General features: G+C 62.7%; 12 protein-coding genes, 1 rRNA gene, 1 pseudogene and 1 riboswitch (1 of these 15 running past the window's edge). Of the genes and pseudogenes, 7 read left to right on the forward strand and 7 right to left on the reverse strand.

Going from position 1 to position 19,599, the window contains the following annotated elements; all coding sequences use genetic code 11:
* Nucleotides 1–3: 3 nt before the first annotated feature.
* Nucleotides 4–852, reverse strand: a complete 849-nt coding sequence (locus HZZ16_RS18435) for a chorismate mutase (RefSeq protein ID WP_197950251.1) — start codon at nt 850–852, stop codon at nt 4–6.
* A gap of 156 nt (nt 853–1,008) precedes the next feature.
* Nucleotides 1,009–1,088: riboswitch (SAM riboswitch) on the forward strand.
* Between the two features lie 94 nt (nt 1,089–1,182).
* Here HZZ16_RS18435 and metX point away from each other — a divergent pair.
* Nucleotides 1,183–2,385 (forward strand): homoserine O-acetyltransferase MetX, encoded by a 1,203-nt coding sequence (gene metX, locus HZZ16_RS18440; RefSeq protein WP_197950607.1) that lies wholly within the window; start codon nt 1,183–1,185, stop codon nt 2,383–2,385.
* Nucleotides 2,386–2,387: 2 nt separating this feature from the next.
* A complete protein-coding gene (gene metW, locus HZZ16_RS18445) occupies nt 2,388–3,050 on the forward strand; it encodes a methionine biosynthesis protein MetW (RefSeq protein WP_197950253.1) in 663 nt (220 codons plus the stop codon).
* Between the two features lie 147 nt (nt 3,051–3,197).
* On the opposite strand, the gene HZZ16_RS18450 is transcribed toward metW, so the two are convergent.
* On the reverse strand, nt 3,198–4,061 hold the full coding sequence (locus HZZ16_RS18450) for an alpha/beta fold hydrolase (protein WP_197950255.1): 864 nt from the start codon (nt 4,059–4,061) through the stop codon (nt 3,198–3,200).
* A gap of 215 nt (nt 4,062–4,276) precedes the next feature.
* On the opposite strand from HZZ16_RS18450, the gene HZZ16_RS18455 reads away from it, so the two are divergent.
* Entirely contained in the window at nt 4,277–4,936 is a 660-nt protein-coding gene (locus HZZ16_RS18455) for an NlpC/P60 family protein (protein WP_197950257.1), read from the forward strand.
* 124 nt (nt 4,937–5,060) lie between these two features.
* Here HZZ16_RS18455 and HZZ16_RS18460 read toward each other — a convergent pair whose 3' ends face one another.
* A complete protein-coding gene (locus HZZ16_RS18460) occupies nt 5,061–5,849 on the reverse strand; it encodes an MOSC domain-containing protein (RefSeq protein ID WP_197950259.1) in 789 nt (262 codons plus the stop codon).
* Nucleotides 5,850–6,091: 242 nt separating this feature from the next.
* On the opposite strand from HZZ16_RS18460, the gene clpB reads away from it, so the two are divergent.
* From clpB to HZZ16_RS18475, 3 genes are all read left to right on the forward strand, one after another.
* A complete protein-coding gene (clpB, locus tag HZZ16_RS18465; protein WP_197950261.1) occupies nt 6,092–8,731 on the forward strand; it encodes an ATP-dependent chaperone ClpB in 2,640 nt (879 codons plus the stop codon).
* Between the two features lie 375 nt (nt 8,732–9,106).
* Nucleotides 9,107–10,468: a hypothetical protein gene (locus HZZ16_RS18470; protein WP_197950263.1), complete on the forward strand. Its 1,362-nt coding sequence runs from the start codon at nt 9,107–9,109 to the stop codon at nt 10,466–10,468.
* Between the two features lie 33 nt (nt 10,469–10,501).
* A complete protein-coding gene (locus HZZ16_RS18475) occupies nt 10,502–12,661 on the forward strand; it encodes a DUF2272 domain-containing protein (protein ID WP_197950265.1) in 2,160 nt (719 codons plus the stop codon).
* Nucleotides 12,662–12,668: 7 nt separating this feature from the next.
* Here the strand turns inward: HZZ16_RS18475 and HZZ16_RS18480 are convergent.
* From HZZ16_RS18480 to HZZ16_RS18495, 4 genes and pseudogenes are all read right to left on the reverse strand, one after another.
* Nucleotides 12,669–13,012, reverse strand: a pseudogene (locus HZZ16_RS18480) (transposase); the annotation flags it as partial.
* 150 nt (nt 13,013–13,162) lie between these two features.
* Nucleotides 13,163–13,432 carry a hypothetical protein gene (locus HZZ16_RS18485; RefSeq protein ID WP_197950267.1) on the reverse strand — a complete coding sequence of 90 codons (270 nt, stop codon included), beginning with the start codon at nt 13,430–13,432 and terminating at the stop codon, nt 13,163–13,165.
* Nucleotides 13,433–13,522: 90 nt separating this feature from the next.
* The gene (locus HZZ16_RS18490) at nt 13,523–15,142 is read right to left on the reverse strand and encodes an NHL repeat-containing protein (protein ID WP_197950269.1); all 1,620 of its coding nucleotides are present in this window, start codon (nt 15,140–15,142) and stop codon (nt 13,523–13,525) included.
* A 152-nt stretch (nt 15,143–15,294) separates the two neighbouring features.
* Complete coding sequence (locus HZZ16_RS18495) at nt 15,295–17,358, reverse strand: M23 family metallopeptidase (protein WP_197950273.1); 2,064 nt, start codon at nt 17,356–17,358, stop codon at nt 15,295–15,297.
* A gap of 1,125 nt (nt 17,359–18,483) precedes the next feature.
* Here HZZ16_RS18495 and HZZ16_RS18500 point away from each other — a divergent pair.
* A 16S ribosomal RNA gene (locus HZZ16_RS18500) occupies nt 18,484–19,599 on the forward strand; it runs 373 nt beyond the window's last position.

Genomic DNA, 19,599 nt, shown 5'->3' on the forward strand with positions numbered 1-19,599 from the left:
GATTTACGATTTCGGCCCGGTCGGGGGCACCGTATAGCGCGTTGCGTGGCTGCCGACGAGGGCCACGGAGCGCACCGAGGCCCCCGCCTCGATCAGGGCAGCCCTGATCTTGTCGATGCTGGTGGCGCCGGTCACCGAGACCAGCAGCGCCGCGCCGTCGAAGGCGGTATCAGGCACCGCCACGATCTCGGCGAGCGGCGACAGCGCGCGGGCGACCTCGGCGTTCCATCCCGATACGCGCACGCTGAAGGTCTCGACCTCCGTCACCAGGGCGCTGTCGGCGACGCGCGAGATCGCGAACACCGGCAATGCGGCGGGATGGTCGGCGCGCTCGATGAAGGGCATCCGCGCGATGATCTTGGGTGCGCCGTCCGCTTCCAGCTCCAGCCACCACGGCGTGCGGCTTGAGGTCGCCGAGACCAGCGCCAGGTCACCCTTGGATTTCGCCACCGCCTCCACCGCGGCCTGCGCGCTGAAATGCGCGACATAAGGCACGGTGAAGCCGAAATGGAAGCGCGCCGAATCCCGCATTGCCGGCTCGCTCACCGAGACGTCGGCATGCACGGAGAACGGCGCCTGCACATAGGTGAACGTCGCGATGATGACGCGCCAGATGCTCTCGACCGTGTCGAGCGGCAGGATGCCGCGATGACGCTGCACGATTTCGCGCATCATGGAAGCCTCGCGCGCAGGCCGAAATGCGGAGCCGACCTCCTGGGTCTGCTTCACCTGGATCAGGCGATCGATGATCTCGCCGCGCTGCATGAGCAGGCGATGCATGCCCTCGTCGATCGCGTCGATCTCCTTGCGCAGTTCCTGCAACGATGGTGGCGCGGGCGGACGTTGGGACATGTCTGGTCGTCGATCGTTCCGATGGGTGACGTCCTGATTAGGCAGTCGTGGCGGCGAAAGCAAAGAGAAATGACGTCCTTTTCGGTCGCCGCGAGAGAGACGAATTGGGCCGATCCGGGCCGCGACTTGACGAAAACCGCCCAAGACGGTAGCTTTTGCCCGTTCCGTGGTCATTTGAGCCGGCCGGCTTGCAGCCACGTTAAAAAACTCGCTAAACAGGCCGGGGACGCTTCCGATCCCGGCCGAACCTATCGTTCAGGCCGGGTTTTTCATGGCCTGATGTCAGCGGCGCGGTCGAGCAGCCAGTCGCAAACGAGGTCGATGTCCGAGATGGGTAGCGTCAAGTCGATACCGAGTCCTGCGATCAGCGCCGACGAGCGGTCGCACGAGGTGGATCATCCAAGCTCGCTGGTTGCGCATTTCGGCACCGAGCAGCCGCTGCGGCTCGATTGCGGTATCGATCTCTCCCCGTTCCAGATCGCCTACCAGACCTATGGCGAGCTCAATGCCGATCGCTCCAATGCGGTGCTGATCTGCCATGCGCTGACCGGCGACCAGCATGTCGCCAACGTGCATCCGGTCACCGGCAAGCCGGGCTGGTGGGAGACGCTGGTCGGCCCCGGCCGACCGATCGATCCCAAGCACTACTTCATCATCTGCTCCAACGTGATCGGCGGCTGCATGGGCTCGACCGGGCCGGCGTCGATCAATCCGGCGACCGGCAAGGTCTGGGGCCTGGACTTCCCCGTCATCACCATTCCCGACATGGTGCGCGCGCAGGCCATGCTGATCGACCGGCTCGGCATCGACACGCTGTTTGCGGTCGTCGGCGGCTCGATGGGCGGCATGCAGGTGCTGCAATGGACCGCGGCCTATCCTAGCCGCGTGTTCTCTGCGCTGGCGATTGCCTGCGCGACACGGCACTCGGCACAGAACATCGCCTTCCACGAGCTCGGCCGCCAGGCCGTGATGGCCGACCCCGACTGGCACGGCGGCGGCTATGCCGACCGCGGCATCCATCCGCATCGCGGGCTCGCGGTGGCGCGGATGGCGGCGCACATCACCTATCTCTCGGACGCGGCGCTGCACCGCAAGTTCGGCCGGCGCATGCAGGATCGCGAGCTGCCGACCTTCTCGTTCGACGCCGACTTCCAGGTCGAGAGCTATCTGCGTTACCAGGGCTCGTCGTTCGTCGAACGGTTCGACGCTAATTCCTATCTCTATCTGACGCGCGCGATGGACTATTTCGACATCGCCGCCGATCACGGCGGCGTGCTGGCCAAGGCCTTCGCCGGCATCGAGACCCGCTTCTGCGTGGTCTCCTTCACCAGCGACTGGCTGTTCCCCACCTCGGAATCGCGCGCGCTGGTGCACGCGCTGAACGCCTCGAGCGCGCGGGTGTCGTTCGCCGAGATCGAGACCGATCGCGGCCACGACGCCTTCCTGCTCGACGTGCCCGAATTTTTCGATATCTCCCGCGCCTTCCTGCAATCGGCAGGCAAGGCCCGCGGGCTCAGCCTCGAGGACCGCTAGCGATGTCCGTGCAGGAAGTGCTGCCGTTGAACGGCGTTGCGGCCGCGCCGTCGGGCCAGTTTCGCGCCGATCATCTGCTGGTCGCCGAAATGGTCAAGCCGGGCTCGAAGGTGCTCGACGTCGGCTGCGGCGACGGCGATCTGCTTCAGCTGCTGGAGACCCGCGGCATCGACGGCCGCGGCATCGAATTGTCGCGCGAGGGCGTCAACCGCTGCGTCGCCAAGGGGCTTGCTGTGGTGCAGGGCGATGCCGACACCGATCTCGTCAACTATCCCGACGATGCCTTCGACTACGTGATCCTGTCGCAGACGCTGCAGGCGACGCGGCAGCCGAAGGTCGTATTGGAGAACCTGCTGCGCATCGGCCGCCGCGCCATCGTCTCATTCCCGAATTTCGGCTTCTGGAAGATGCGGCTCCAGCTCCTGATCGGCGGCCACATGCCGCGCACGGAGAATCTGCCGGCGACCTGGTACGACACCGCCAACATCCATTTCTGCACCATCAAGGATTTCGTGCAGCTCTGTGACGAGATCAACGTCAAGATGGAGCGCTCGGTCGCGCTCGATCTCTACGGCCGCCCGGTGCCGCTGAACCTGCCCTGGTGGGTGTGGAACATGTTCGGCGAGCAGGCGGTGTTCTTGCTGAGCCGGGGCGGGGGGAAGTAGTTTCCCGTTCGCGTTCCTCAAAATGAGGAGCTGAGGTCTATCCTTCGTCATTGCGAGCGCAGCGAAGCAATCCAGAGTCCCTCCGAGGAAAGACCCTGGATTGCTTCGCTGCGCTCGCAATGACGGAATACTTGGCTGCGCCCGTGCCTAATGCGCCGCCAGCGACCGCGGATCCCGCACCAGCCAGCGCCCTGCTTCCACCAGTGTCACGAACCGCTCGACATTCTCGTTGAACAGCGCGGGCTCCTCCAAATTGAGCACGTGGCCGGACTTCGGAAACATCGCGAGCCCCGCTGCGGGCAGGTGCTTCTTCAGGAACAAGCTCGGCCCGATGCACGGATCATCCTCGTCGCCGCAGATGATCAGCGCGGGTGTTGCCGCGCCTCTGATCGCGTCCGTCATCGTGTAGATCGAGGGACGGCCGCCCTGGAATCCGCGCATGGTGCGCGCCGATCCCTTGGCATCGTGCCGCGCCAGTGCGGCGTAGAAATCGGCGTGGCCGCGCGGATCCTTCACCAGGAACGGAATCCGGCTCGGCGCCTCGCGCGTGACTTTCGCGACCTCCACCGAGCCCAGCGTCTCGAACTGCTCGGCATTGGCGCGGCACTGCTTGCGCCAATCGTCGAGCGTCTCAATCTCCGATCCAGAGCCGACGCCGGCCAGCGTCATCGACAGCGCGCGCTGCGGCGCGTTGAGCCCGATCTGCAGCGCGGAATAGGCGCCCATCGACAGCCCGACGAGATGCGCGCGCTCGATGCCGAGATGATCGAGCACGGCAAGCGCATCGGTGTAGAAATGCGTGTAAGTGTAGACCTCGCCGTCAGGCACGTCCGACGGCGTGTAGCCGCGCGCCGAATAGGTGATGCAGCGATGGCCACGCGAGAAGTAGCGCATCTGCGGCTCCCAATTGGTGTAGTCGGCCGCGAACTCATGCAGAAAAAGTATCGGCGTTCCCTGGCCCGCCTCCTCGAAATAGATGCGGATGCCGTCCCTGGTCGTGGCGTGGGGCATTAACCGTTTCCCTCTGTTTCAAGCCGTGCTCGAGGATCGCAGTTAATTCTGTTGTCGGCAATGCGGCAGCAGCAGCCGAGCACGAACACAAGATCATCGCAGCTATTCGCCGGTGTCGCGTCTTTTTCTCGCCACATCGGGCGGCTTAACGGCCAAACGGATGTCGGCCATTGCACGGGCCGGCGGGAAGTGGGGGTGTCAACTAGGGATGAAGAATGGTTGAGTTGTTTGCGTATCGCCTGTCGCGTTGTGTTGTCGCGCTGGCGCTTCTCTTCGCGGCGGTCGCCGCGTTGGTTTCGCCGGCCTCGGCGCGGCCGCATCATCGTCATAGCGCAGAGCGGCACGCTGACGTGCACCACGCCAGGCATCATCATCACCGCCATCATGCGAGAGGCTCGCGCTTCGAGCGCAGCGCGGCGCAATTGCAGGCGAGCGGCTTCGCCGATACCCAGGCGAGCTACGATCCCAACGCCAACAATGGCGGCATGGCCGGCAACACGCTTGTCCCAAGCGGCGGCTTCGGTGGCGGATCGGGCCTCGTCTCCGAGGCGCGCCGCTATATCGGCGGCAATCCGACCGGCCGCGGCAGCCTGTGGTGCGCGCGCTTCATGAACATGGTGCTGGAGCATACCGGCCATCGGGGCACCGGCTCCGACATGGCGAGCTCGTTCGCGCGCTACGGCACGCGCATCTCCGGTCCGCAAGTCGGCGCCATCGCCGTGATGTCGCGCGGCGGCCGCGGCGGCCATGTCGGCATCATCACCGGCATCGACGCGCAGGGCAATCCGATCATGATCTCCGGCAACAACGGCAACCGCGTCCGCGAAGCGCCGGTCTCGCGCGGCAAGATCTATGCGTATGTGATGCCGAATTAAGGCTCGTTGCTGTCGTCATTGCGAGAAGCGAAGCGACGAAGCAATCCAGACTGTCTCAACGGATAGATCTCTGGATTGCTTCGCTGCGCTCGCAATGACGGAGCGTGTTGAGCGACGTAGCCGCTCACACCAATCTCGGCTCTTCCACCGCCACCACATCGCCGACGCCGACGTCACCGTCGGCGATCACCTCGGCATAGATGCCGCAGTCCATGTGGCCGAGATGGCGCGAGAGCGTGGGCGGAATTTCGAGATCGCGCTTGGCCGTCTCGGGGTCGACATTGGTGGCCGGGCAACGGACGATGCGCTTGATAACTTTCAGCCGGGCCTGCCCGATCGCGAGCGTCTGGCCGACGAGGTCGAGCTCCGACCAAGCCGGCCAGCCTTTCACGTAGAGATTGGCGCGGAAGCGCAGCGGATGCACGGCGACGCCGCCGAGCATGGTCTCGATGGCGCGGACGCTGCCGAGATTGATGATGGAGATGACCTTGCGGGCGACGTCGGAAAAGCTGTGGTCGCGGCCGGATAGAACCTTGGGCGGGCCCTTCAACTCGGGCTGGAAGTTCTCGCGGAAATAGGCCTCGATGGCGGCGCGCCCGGCGGCGGTCTCGAGATCGCCGCTGGCGACGATCTGGCCATCCTTGCGGATGGTCAGCGCATTGGTGGTGTCGTCGAAGCGGCTGTCCAACTCGGCCAGCCGCTCATTGCGCGCCAGCATCAGGAATTGGATCTTCGGCTTCCATTCGGGGGCTTCGGGGTTGAAGCCGCTCGGGCCGTTCTCGATGGCGTAGCGGCGGTCGGCCGGTAGCGTCTGGCCGACCCGCAAAGCGGCGCGCGACAGGCGTTCCGGCGTCAGGCCCTTGACGGGATAGCGGTAGAGGCCGGTGATCTCGGCGGTATGGCTGGCTGTCATGCCGCTACTTAAGGGATTCGGACCGCCAGCGCCAAGCCCGCCCACGCGCGCACGAAATTGTGAAGTTGCCTCTTTCGCATCCGCAACCCGCTTCCCACATTTGGCTCAGGCCGGCGGCAACGTCGGCAAGAAACGGCCGTTTGCTGCTTGAGAAACCTCAAGGCGGTCAGCGGAAACCCAATGAAGATGCCGTATTGGGGTGCCTTAAGAGGGCCCCAAGGGCAGGCCGAGGGACAGAAAAGATGAATATCGAGAAGTATACCGAACGCTCCAGGGGCTTCATTCAGTCTGCGCAGTCGCTCGCGATGCGCGAGGGGCACCAGCAATTTTCCAGCCTGCACGTGTTGAAGGTCCTCCTGGACGACAATGAGGGGCTCGCTGCCGGTCTGATCGACCGCGCCGGCGGCAATTCCCGTGCAATTCTGAAGGCGACCGAGGACGCCCTCAACAAGGTGCCGAAAGTCTCCGGCGGCGGTGCCGGGCAGATCTATCTCGCGCCCGAGCTGGCCCGCACTTTCGACGCTGCCGAGAAGGCCGGCGAGAAGGCCGGCGACAGCTTCGTCACGGTCGAGCGGCTGCTGCTCGGCCTGTCGCTGGAGAAGACCAGCGAGGCCGGCACCATCCTCGCCAAGGGCGGCGTCACGCCGCAAAACCTCAACGCGGCGATCGAGGCGCTGCGCAAGGGCCGCACGGCCGACTCTGCGACCGCCGAGAACGCCTATGACGCCCTGAAGAAATATGCCCGCGACCTGACCCAGGCCGCGCGCGACGGCAAGCTCGATCCGGTCATCGGCCGCGACGAGGAGATCCGCCGCACCATCCAGGTGCTGTCGCGGAGGACCAAGAACAATCCCGTGCTGATCGGCGAGCCCGGCGTCGGCAAGACCGCCATCGCCGAAGGCCTTGCGCTGCGCATCGTCAATGGCGACGTGCCGGAGAGCCTGAAGGACAAGAAGCTGCTCGCGCTCGACCTCGGTGCGCTGATCGCAGGCGCGAAATATCGCGGCGAGTTCGAGGAGCGGCTGAAGGCCGTGCTGCAGGAGGTGACCGGGAGCGAAGGCACCTTCATCCTGTTCATCGACGAGATGCACACGCTGATCGGCGCCGGCAAGGGCGACGGCGCGATGGACGCCTCCAACCTGCTCAAGCCGGCGCTCGCCCGCGGCGAGCTGCACTGCATCGGCGCGACCACGCTCGACGAGTATCAGAAGCACGTCGAGAAGGATGCGGCGCTGGCGCGGCGCTTCCAGCCGATCTTCGTCAGCGAGCCCTCGGTCGAGGACACCATCTCGATCCTGCGCGGCTTGAAGGACAAGTACGAGCAGCACCACGGCGTGCGGATCACCGATTCCGCGCTTGTGGCCTCCGCGACGCTGTCCAACCGCTACATCACCGACCGCTTCCTGCCCGACAAGGCGATCGACCTCATGGACGAGGCGGCGGCACGGCTGAAGATGCAGGTCGATTCCAAGCCGGAAGAGCTGGATTCGCTCGACCGCGAGATCATCCGGCTCAAGATCGAGCAGGAGGCGCTGAAGAAGGAAAGCGATGTCGGCTCCAAGTCCCGGCTCCAGACCCTGGAGAAGGACCTCGCCGAGCTCGAGGAAAAGTCGGCGGCGCTGACCGCGCGCTGGAGCGCGGAGAAGAGCAAGCTCTCCGACGCCCAGAAACTGAAGGCCGAGCTCGACGCACTTCGTGTCGAGCTCGCCAACGCGCAGCGCCGCGGCGAATTCCAGAAGGCCGGCGAGCTGGCCTATGGCCGGATCCCGCAGCTCGAGAAGCAGCTCGCGGAGATCGAGGCCAAGGAGAATGCCGGCGAGATGATGGAGGAGGCTGTTACCGCCAACCATATCGCGCAGGTGGTCTCGCGCTGGACCGGCGTGCCCGTCGACAAGATGCTGGAAGGCGAGAAGGAGAAGCTCCTGAAGATGGAGGAGCAGCTCGGCAAGCGCGTCGTCGGCCAGGCCGAGGCGGTGCGTGCGGTCGCAACCGCCGTGCGCCGCTCGCGCGCGGGCCTGCAGGACCCGAACCGCCCCACCGGCTCGTTCATGTTCTTAGGCCCCACCGGCGTCGGCAAGACCGAGCTGACCAAAGCTCTCGCGGAGTACCTGTTCAACGACGAGACGGCGATGGTCCGCCTCGACATGTCCGAGTACATGGAGAAGCACTCGGTCTCGCGGCTGATCGGCGCGCCTCCGGGCTATGTCGGCTATGACGAGGGCGGCGCGCTCACCGAGGCGGTGCGGCGCCGGCCCTACCAGGTCGTGCTGTTCGACGAGATCGAGAAGGCGCACCCCGACGTCTTCAACGTCCTGTTGCAGGTGCTCGACGACGGCCGCCTGACCGACGGCCAGGGCCGCACTGTCGACTTCCGCAACACACTGATCATCATGACCTCCAATCTCGGTTCGGAGTATCTGGTGAACCAGCCGGAGGGCGAGGACACCTCGGCCGTGCGCGACCAGGTAATGGGAATGGTGCGGGCGCACTTCCGCCCCGAATTCCTCAACCGCGTCGACGAGATCATCCTGTTCCACCGGCTGCAGAAGAGCGAGATGGGTCGCATCGTCGAGATCCAGTTCGCACGCCTGCAGAAGCTCCTGACCGATCGCAAGATCGTGCTGAGCCTCGATGCCGCCGGCCGCGACTGGCTTGCTGCCAAGGGCTGGGATCCCGCCTACGGCGCAAGGCCCTTGAAGCGGGTGATCCAGCGCTACCTCCAGGACCCGCTCGCCGAGATGATCCTCGCCGGCGACGCCAGGGACGGCGACAACGTCGCGATCTCGTCCGAAGGCAACGTCCTGACCTTCAACGGCAAGGCGCCGCAGACCGCGGAGATCACCCAGTTCGAGGCGCCGGTGCCGAAGCGGAAGCTGAACTGAAGGGTACGAAACGACACTGAACCTGTCCAAACCTCCCCGCGATGCGGGGAGGTTTTTTTGTGCAGTGATGCCGACCGTGGGCATCCGCCAACGGAGCGATCCGGTGCTGCGCGCATGACAAGATGTCACAACCGGTAGATGTGTCGCGGCAAAGCACGCAGGAGCAGTGTGTTATAAATAGAACACGCACCACGCTTTCTCTGTAAGCGTGCATGAATCTTCTTGAACAATCTGACCGAGGCTCGGCACAATCCCCCAAGATTTAAGGGATTGTGGCGACGTACGGTATTTGCCCGAATGTTGCTCGCGTGACGCTGTCAATTTGAGTGACAGGGAGAGCTCGCCACAATCTGAAAGATATTGTGGGAGCGTGCGATGCGTGCCGGTATCGTTGCGATTTGCGTTGCACTGGCGTTGGCGCTCAGCGGCTGTCTCTCGGTGGAAGAGAAGCTGATTCAAGAAGGTATCGGCACAGAGTTGCCGGCCGGGGACATGGCGGAATCGACTCGCCGACTTGAAGTCTATCTCACCTATCTGTGCGCGCAGGCCGGAGGCACGAAACTTGTTTCCGACACGCCGGATGCCAGCATTGCCTGTGACATGAGCCGGTTCGGAAATGCCCAATGGACGGCGCTGGTGAGCGCCGGCTTCAACGATATCGACCGCCGCTGCGATAGCTATCTGGCTTGGCTCGCCAGCAGGCGTCGTGATCATAATGCTATCCTGAGCCAGATCCATGACACGAGGACATTCACTGAAGCGCTGCTGTACACAACCGGTGTTGGCGCCGCGCCGATAGCGATTACGGGACTTGCCTTCGGCCTGGCGAGCAATTCCTTCACGAACTACTATTCGCGACTGCTATTCGAGATCGAGAAATCGACGGTCTCGCTTCTGGTTCGCGAGAAACGTCTGCAGTATCGCGAAACGCTGAATGTGCGGATTGCCTATCAGCCGGACGCCGTCCACGTGCTCCGCGAATATCTGCTGATCTGTACGCCGTTCTATATCGAAGACCTGGTTAATCAGCGGACGCGCGACAGCGTCGCGGGCAACACGCCGCCCGATAAAGGTAATGCGGAGCAGATTCGCAGATCGCTGGTGGCGGGGACTTTGCTCAACGCGACTCCGAAGAACCCGCGCGACCCGCTGCCGGACACGCCCGGGAACCCGCAGACGCCAAAGCCACCGAAGATGATCGGAGGTGTCACGGACAGCGAGCGGGCCATGTCCCAGTCCACCGGTGCAGTGATCCAGAGAACATTGTGTCTCAAAGAATCCAGCAGTTTTGACGACACGATGCGAAACGCGATCAAGCAGGCCAAACTGGGCGCATTGCAAAGCGGCGCTTCAGCCGTGCCATTCAACAATATCGAGCCGCAAATCGTCAACGGCGTCGAAACGCAGATATTTACACGCTCTGATCAACCGTGCTTCGACGATTTGCCGAAGGGACGAGTCAACCGGACACCATTCGAAAGATACGCATTCGTCGATGAAGCGGGGGTGAAGGCATTTCAAGTCATGCTCGGATTCTGCGATGCGAGGATCAAGAACAATGCAAGCGGAAAGTTCGATCAGTTGACCCGCGATGCGATCGTTGAGGCCAAGAAGCAAATGTCCGCTGCGAGAAAGGCCGAGTTGACCGATCCGACGACGAGCACCGTCAACGACAAGTCGTACAACAATATTTTGCGCACCTGCAGACAAGCTGGGCAACCTGCAAATAACGGATGAGATCGATCCTTTTTTGATTTTGGGAGTTTGGACATGGCGGGAGCCACGGTCGGGAAGATCCTGACGAATCAACCTCTCCTCAAGGAGGGACGAGACGACTCGGACCAGGTGGTGCTGAACGGCGTGCCGTTGCGGGTCTTTGCGGGCGAGAAGGTCAAGATTGGGGCGAAGCCTTCCACCACGGAGATCCTCGGGGGAACAACGATCACCTGGGTTTTCGTTGAAGCGACGAGCGGAGCCAACGTTGAGCAGCGGAAGGGGTTCGTCGACAACCAGTTCATCGTCGACGAGAACAGCGACATTCCGGTCTCCGGCGGTTTCCAGCCGTTTTCCCCGCGGGTCTCGAGAGACGACTTTGCGGATGCGTGCTTTACACAGGCGGAGCAGAACGCAACCAATGCCGCTTACCTCTATGCATTGGCCTTTGTGCAAAGCGGCGACCAATGGGGCCCGGATGAGGTCAAGACCAACGACCCCGACGGCGCAGAAACAATCGGCGCATACAAGTTCACGACCAAAACCTGGCAGGAGCTCCTAGCGTTAGCGGAGCTCAGAGGTCTTACAGCCGACCAAATCAAGTTTCCGACGGCGCAATGTGTCGTTGCTGCTGTGCTGGCATCGAAGTCGGCAACCCTTCTCAAGGGACTGCGTCCGGCCCATAGCTTGACCGCGGTGGACCTCTATCTGGCGTTCATCTTTTTGGGTGCCGGGACTTTCGGATCGGATGCGGCCGCAAAAATCCTCGATGCCGAGCAAGCCCAGCCTACACAGTCGTCCTTGGACATCATCAAGCAGATATTTTCGGATGATGCTGAGCGCAACGCTTTCTTGAGCCGCAACGAGGCAATCTTCAAACAAGATGGCCGCGCGACGATCAAGGAAGCGCTGGAGGCCTGCACCGCAAAGCTTGCCCGAGGATTTGACGAGGTCCGCAGGCTGGCGCACGCAATCAAGGACAGCCTTCCGGCCGATCCTGACAGCCCGGTTCTGGATGACCCTTCGAGCGACCTGAGTGGCGACGTTCAGGCCAAGCCCGGAAATCGTCAGGCCATTATCGACAAGCTGATCGCTGGCGCGAAAGCTCATGGCCTGGATCCGATGACCGTCTTGACGATCGTCAAGATAGAGACCGGTGACTTCGACCCAACCGACTGCAATTCCGTAAGCAGCGCGGCCGGCCTGTTTCAGTTTATCGACGAGACATGGGCGGCCGAAGGTGGCCCTACATTTCCAGGGCGCGGCGGCCCCGGCAATGGTCAGGCGGCTGGCGCTTCGGTCGACATGCAGGTCGAGATCGGGTGCGCATTCACGGTGAAGAACGCAAAGGCGCTCAAGGCTAGGTTGGGGCGGACAATCACGCCGGTGGAGCTTTACATGGCCCATCAGCAAGGTCTTGGTGGCGCGGTCAAGATGCTGACCGCAAATCCCGATACCGCGATCGAGTCGGTGATCGGGGTGAAAGCCGCGCGCAACAATGGACTGGGCGGGCTGACGGTCGGTCAGGCGATCAACAAATTGAATGCCCTCTATCAGCGGAGAAAGAACGAGGTCGTCGCCTTGGTCACGATTACGCCCAGCAGCGGCGCTGGGCATCCCGGCACCTCCTCCGGCGCCACATTGGTCCTCACGAATGCGGTTCGGGCGGCGCTGGACGAGATGAATACGTTCGCACGGCGGGGAGGATCAGTTGTAAAGGAAGGCGAGGAGCCATTGCGCGCCCGGGTGCTCGAATATTTCAAGTTCGTTGGCCGCGGCGACGTCACAGATCCAGCGGCCGTACGATGGTCGGCAGCCTATATTTCATTTGTCTTGAATGCCGGAGGTGTGACCAGAGCCCAGTTTCCTTTCTCAGCGAGCCATTCGACTTATATCCTCGCCGCTCTTGCCAACCGGATTGCGAATCGCATGGACGCGCCGATCGTTTACTTTGACAAGGGCGAAATGGCGCCGAGAGTCGGAGATCTCATTGGGTTTTCGGACGAGGTCCAAAGCCGCGCAGACATCGAACGAAAGTTGCCGGACACGCCCTTTCACTCTCACACAAACCTGGTGGTTGAACTGTCTTCCAGCAAGATCATGGCAATCGGGGGGAATGTGACCCAGTCGATCAGGATTACGAACGTCAACGCCACTCCGGACGGCAAGATCATTCCTGCAAACAAGCATTTCTTCGTGCTTCGGATGAATATCTAGTCGTTCATTAAGAAGCCGGATTGAGCTGGGGTTGACAGGCAAGCGCACGCCATAGCAGCCCGAGGATCAGGGCCAAGGGGTTTTCGGGGCCAATCAAGATGCGGCGGAAATTGTGGCCGACGGCTGAGAGGATAACTTTGGCGCGCGTCTCCTGCGCGACCTTTGAGATGGAAGCGGCCGAGGTGACCTTCGGCCTTCACGTGCCCGATGATGGGTTCGATGACGGAGCGGCGTCGCGGCTCACGCTCGATGATGCCAAAGACGCCGCGCTTCTGGCCCGAGATGAAGACGAGCCACGGGTTTTGCGCGTCGTGGCCGCGGCACCCCCTTGTCGACATAGGCCCGCTCAATCGCTTTAGGCCCTTGTTCACGGACGACGACTACGCTTCTGTCAAAGTGAAGCACTCCAAAAACGGAAGGGCTTTAGGTTGGGTCGGTTGCCGCGGTTCATTTACCTTTCCCGCTTGCCGTTGCAGCAATCAAACCTGTTCTGATCACCCTTTAGTCGATGGCAGAGCCGGAGGCCGGATCGGCCATGCCTTCCTGCTCTTCCTCCTCCTCCTCCAGCTCCGACAAAATATCCACCAGCTCCCGCACTCGGCCCTGCGCCAGCGGGCGCAGATCGTTGATCATGGGCTCGTCGTTGGCGAGCCAGGCCTGGGCTTCGGCGAGCTCCTCGGCGGTCGCGCCGGTTCCGATGATCTGGGCAATGGTGACGTCGTCGGCGCGATCCACGGCCTTGATAACATCGTCGCGTGAGAGGCGCGTCATGGGGCGATCCTCCTGCTGGTCGGTCCCGTCCAGATCTAACCGGGGAACCGCCGACCCGGTTCCCTCATGGTCAGATTTCGCTGGCCAGAACTACTTCTTCACCGCCTTGTAGATCGCATTCTCGATGTCCGAGCTGAAATAGATCGCGCCGCTCGCGCCGACGGCGACGCCGGTCGGGATATGCGTCGGAAAGCCGCCGGGGGCGCCGGTCAGACCGATCGGGAGATTGGCGGCGATCTCCGTTGTCGTGCCGCTCTCAGGTTCGATCTCGATCAGCCGCTTGGCGCCGACCTCCGCCACGATCAGCTTGCCGTCGCTTGTGCGCGCGATGCCTTCCGGCATCTTCAGCTCCTTGGCGATCACGGTCTTTTCACCGTTGCTGTCAATCCTGGAGACGAGGCCCGCAAACGCCTCGGTCACATAGACTTCGTCGGTTTTCCCGCGAACGAGCCCGACCGGGCCTTCGAGCGCGCCGATCAGCGTGGTGCGATTCTTGCCGTGCTCGCCGCTCACCTTGACCAGTGACTTGGTGCCGAGCTCGGCCACCAGGATGCTGCCGTCAGCGAGCACGACCGCGTCATGCGGCGCCTTGAAGTCGTGCAGCATGTCGCGCGTCGCGCCGGTCTTGCCGTCGATCACCTGCACGGTGCCGGTGAACCAGCTCGACAGGACCACATCATTGCCCTTCGCCGTCGCGCTCATCGGATATTCGAGCGTGACGCCGGCGGCGTGCATGCGCGCCTTCTCGGTGACCTCGCCGGTCGCCCCGTCCACCGTGCGATAGGCGAACAGGTCGGCGACGTGGATCGTATCCTTACCGTTCTCCGAGGTGACGCCGAGGCCGCCGGGCAAAGCGAGCTTGCCGATGATGATCTGCTTGGCCTGGCCGGTCGCCGGATCGACCTCTTGGATGCCGTTGTCGGCCATGTTGGAGACGTAGATGCGGTCCTTGTCGTCGATGACCAGATTGTCCAGTGACGGCTTCAGCTGCGCGACCACGGTCTTGACGCCCGTTTTGGGATCGACCCGGACGAGCTGGCCGAGCGCGGTGTCGACCACAAAGAGGTTGCCCTTGGAATCGAAGTTCACGGCCGCCGGGACCTTGAAGCCGTCGGCGACCACGGTCAGCTCGGCCTTGTCGACGTCCACCCTTGCGACCTGGCCCTTGAACCAGAGCGGACCATAGAGCTTGTCGTCCGGACCGAACTCGAAGCCGTTGAGGCCGCCCATCTTCTCCATGATCTGGCGGGGTGCTTTGACGCCCTCGACGTCGATCTCATAGAGCGCATCGCCGAGAAAAACGGTCGTGGCGTAAAGCCTGCCGTCCTTGCGGAAGGCGAGCGAGTTGATGCCGGGAAGCCCGGACGCGAGCTTCTTGATCGGCCCGTCGCCCTTGCGCGCATAGAGATCGCCGGCGAGGAAGCCGGTCCAGGCCATGGTGCCGTCGGGTGCGAACGCGATGTCGTCGGCCATCCCGACCGGTGCCGGGATCGCGACCTTGGCGCTGCCGCCGGCAATGTCGACTTCATAGAGCGCAGCGCCCGCGACGCTGCCAGCAAACAAATGGCCGGCCTTGTCGACACCGAGCCCATGCACGCCGTGGAACGCCGAGCCCTGCACCAGCTTCGTGACCTCCCAGCCGTCGGCCGATGCGCTCGTTGTGGAGAACAGCGCAGCAAAAAGGGCTGCGCAGGCGAGCCTGCTCGTCATGGCGTGACCTCCCGTTTTTTGGAAAGTATTCGCCCGTCCTGCGGCTTTGGCAAACGAAACTTGACGTTGTGACGCCGCGAAGCGGCCTCGCTGCGCAGCGCCCTTGTTTGAAACCCTGTTTGAAATACCGGCCTTCTCGGCGGGTTGCCGGCCTACCGGTTGGTGACCTGCAGCGGCCCGCCGGTGGCGTCCGACATGCGGGCGATGGCGCCGCCGCGGCCGCTCATCATGCCGTCGAGCCGGTCGCGCTCCTTCTCGAAGCTTGCCAGCATCGGGCCTTCCAACGAACGGCCGCGCGGCAGCTTCACGCGCATCGGATCGACGAAGCGGCCGTTGACCAGGATCTCGTAATGGACGTGCGGGCCGGTCGACAGGCCCGAGGAGCCGACGAAGCCGATCACCTGGCCCTGCCGCACCTTCTTGCCGACCTCCATGCCCTTGGCGAAGGCCGACATATGGCCGTAGGCGGTCTCGTAGCCGTTGGCGTGCTTGATGCGGATGTACTTGCCGTAGCCACCCTCGGGGCCCGCCTTCTCGATCACGCCGTTGCCGGAGGCGAAGATCGGCGTGCCGTAGGAGGTAGACCAGTCGACGCCGGTATGCATCTTCACGTAGCCGAGGATCGGGTGACGGCGGCCACCGAAGCCGGAGCGCATGATGGCGTTGTTGACGGGCTTTCTGACCAGGAACTTCTTCGCGCTCTTGCCGGACTCGTCGTAATAGTCGACGAGGCCGTCGTCGGGGCTCTGGTAGCGGTAGTATTTCTTGGTCTCGCCGCCGACGGTGAGGGAAGCGAACAGCACCTCGTTCTTTTCGCTCGAGGTCACGCCCTCGTCCTCGCCCGCGTAGAACACGTCGAAGGAATCTCCGGGCTGCACCTTGCGCTGGAAATCGACGTCGTAGGAGTAGATCTTGATCATGTCCTCGATGACGGGCATCGGGACCTTGTTGCGCATCGCGGTCTCGTAGATGCTCTGGTAGAGCCGCACGCCGGAGCCGTCGTCTTCATCGTCGTCGTCGCTGCTGGCGTTGGCCGCAGTATCGGCGACGGTGTTCATGCTGGAGACGTCGACGGCGACGTATTTGCCGAGGTCGGAGAGCGCCGCGATCGCTTCCACCATAGTGTCGTTTGCAACCACGATGCGATAGGGCTGCAGGCGGGCGCCGGGGCTTGCGGGCGCCATCAGGATGCGGAGCTTCTCGCCTTCCTTCAGGCCGCCGTCGCGGCCGCGCGGTCCGAGCGTCGCGGTGATCGCCTTGATCTCGTCGGCATTGGCGCCGAGATCGCGCAGCACGCTGGCGACGCTATCGCCCTTCTTGACCATGTGGACGCGTTCGCCGTTGGGATTGCCGCCGGTGATCTGATCCTTGGTCTTGGGCAGCAGCGTGACGTTTTCCGGCACCACGCGCGTCTCGAAGCCGGCATAGGGGTCGGACGGCGAGGCCTCGGCGGCGTAGGCGGTTCTGATGTCGGAAGGACCGGTCGCGCCGGAGATGTCGGCAGCCGCGTTGGCGAGCGAGGCGTAGCGCACTCCGCCATTGCCGCGCCAATTGGCGGCATCGCGCACCCGCATCAGGATGTCGTCGAGTGCCACCACCGCGGAAATCTTAGCCTTCGGCAGCACCGGCGACAGGTCCTTGGTGACGAAGGACACTTCCGCGTCGGGCTCGACGGCTTCGGGATTGTTGGGATCGTCGGACGCCGTCTTCGGGTCGGAGCCGACATCGGTCAGCAGGCGCTGGGCGTTGAATGGCGGGATCTTCGCCGACAGGTCGCTCGTCGTCATCGACAGATTGCCGGCGATCCGCACGAACGGACGCACCCGCATCACGTCACGGTTGCCGACGCGGGCAACCGTCGAGACGCGCATCACGTTGCGCGAGGCCGTGGATTCGCTCGGCGGCGGCAGGCGGTCGCTCTTGTGCAGCGTGGCGGCGCGATCGGCGGCGCCGAATGCTCCGCGCAGCGCGCCTTCGACCCGCTCCGGCACCTTGGCGAAGGTCATCTCGCCGTCGAGCGAAGCGAAAACGGCGCCGCCGATCAGGGCTGCGCCGCAGAGTCCGGTCAAAATTGTCCCGCTGAACCATTGCACCGAGACGCGGCGGCGGTCGATCACGGCGGCTTCAGAACCATCGACGGACAGCGGCGGCTCGTGGCCGAGATCGATGATCCCGGTCTCACGCCCGTAAGTGCCGCGTGACGTCCTGTGGTTCAACCCAAGTCCCCCAACTCAACGACCCAAGATGCCCGGTTTCGAACCTGTCCCCGGCTGCCCTCTTGAACGGGGATCGCCGGAGCAGGCAAGCCGCACAACTGTCCGCGCCCAGAAAGCCCCTTGATGGAGCCGGCCGAAATTACGAACTGCTGGACGGGTAAAGCTCTCTCGATGTCTTTCGAATGCCGAAGGAAGGTCGCGTCATTTGCAAGATCGCCTTCCTCTGACCCCATGAAAATCGCCGGCAGCCCCCACAGGCATCCCCGCGATTCAAGCTTGTCTCTTATCAGAACGCCGCGGGATTGTGGCTCAAGTACGGCGCCAAATATGGAAAAAGTTTCCCGAACGCCGGGCTGTAAAGGCCCCTGTCCGACCACGGGCGGAGCTCGGTTCGGGTGGGGACAGGGGCCTCATCCGGCGGGGGAGCGGGCGTCCGGCCGTCGGGCCGTCGGGCCTCGGGACGGGCACGCCTGCCCAGGGTCGCGGGCGCCGAGGAGGGGCTTTGGAGGAGGTCGCCGGGAGGGGCTCCAAGGCGCCTTCCGGAGCCCGTTGGCGGCCAAACTTTTTTTCAGATTTTTTGCCGGGCGGGTCCTGTCGTTGCGCTCTCTGTCCCGCTAATCGATTGGAATCGCTACAATTTATGCGGCGCTCCACTGTGCGACGATTTGTTGACGATTGGCGTTGACAGGCCGGAAGGTGGGGCCTATAACCCCAACCACTGAGCGCGGCGCCGCCGGGTCACTGACCAAGGCGAGCGAACGCGCCACTGATGCTCCTCACCTTGTTGAGTGACACAACAGCCGGCACCAGTCGGTTGGAGTTCATCCATCGTCGGTAAGGGTGTCGGAACCCTTCCTCCTCGGAAGGTTGGGGCCTCCACGGTCCCGGGCTGTTTGACAAGTGAAGATGAAGAAAGAGAAACGTGGACGGCGGAGTCCTTGCGGGTCTCGCTTCTGAAAAGCTTCGGCTTTTCTGATCGAGACCGGACGAAAGACTTCGGCGGTACACGTTTTAAAGGAAACACCATCGTTGCCAGCGATGTGAATCGCAGGCAGCACATCGACTTCGGTCGATAATGGTGGGACCTCGTCAAACGTTGTGATCAGCCGGTTCAAAGTTCAAGTCCAACTTGAGAGTTTGATCCTGGCTCAGAGCGAACGCTGGCGGCAGGCTTAACACATGCAAGTCGAGCGGGCGTAGCAATACGTCAGCGGCAGACGGGTGAGTAACGCGTGGGAACGTACCTTTTGGTTCGGAACAACCCAGGGAAACTTGGGCTAATACCGGATAAGCCCTTACGGGGAAAGATTTATCGCCGAAAGATCGGCCCGCGTCTGATTAGCTAGTTGGTGAGGTAATGGCTCACCAAGGCGACGATCAGTAGCTGGTCTGAGAGGATGATCAGCCACATTGGGACTGAGACACGGCCCAAACTCCTACGGGAGGCAGCAGTGGGGAATATTGGACAATGGGGGCAACCCTGATCCAGCCATGCCGCGTGAGTGATGAAGGCCCTAGGGTTGTAAAGCTCTTTTGTGCGGGAAGATAATGACGGTACCGCAAGAATAAGCCCCGGCTAACTTCGTGCCAGCAGCCGCGGTAATACGAAGGGGGCTAGCGTTGCTCGGAATCACTGGGCGTAAAGGGTGCGTAGGCGGGTCTTTAAGTCAGGGGTGAAATCCTGGAGCTCAACTCCAGAACTGCCTTTGATACTGAAGATCTTGAGTCCGGGAGAGGTGAGTGGAACTGCGAGTGTAGAGGTGAAATTCGTAGATATTCGCAAGAACACCAGTGGCGAAGGCGGCTCACTGGCCCGGTACTGACGCTGAGGCACGAAAGCGTGGGGAGCAAACAGGATTAGATACCCTGGTAGTCCACGCCGTAAACGATGAATGCCAGCCGTTAGTGGGTTTACTCACTAGTGGCGCAGCTAACGCTTTAAGCATTCCGCCTGGGGAGTACGGTCGCAAGATTAAAACTCAAAGGAATTGACGGGGGCCCGCACAAGCGGTGGAGCATGTGGTTTAATTCGACGCAACGCGCAGAACCTTACCAGCCCTTGACATGTCCAGGACCGGTCGCAGAGATGTGACCCTCTCTTCGGAGCCTGGAGCACAGGTGCTGCATGGCTGTCGTCAGCTCGTGTCGTGAGATGTTGGGTTAAGTCCCGCAACGAGCGCAACCCCCGTCCTTAGTTGCTACCATTTAGTTGAGCACTCTAAGGAGACTGCCGGTGATAAG

The organism is Bradyrhizobium glycinis (assembly GCF_016031655.1).
In the GTDB taxonomy this organism is placed as follows: Bacteria; Pseudomonadota; Alphaproteobacteria; order Rhizobiales; family Xanthobacteraceae; genus Bradyrhizobium; species Bradyrhizobium glycinis.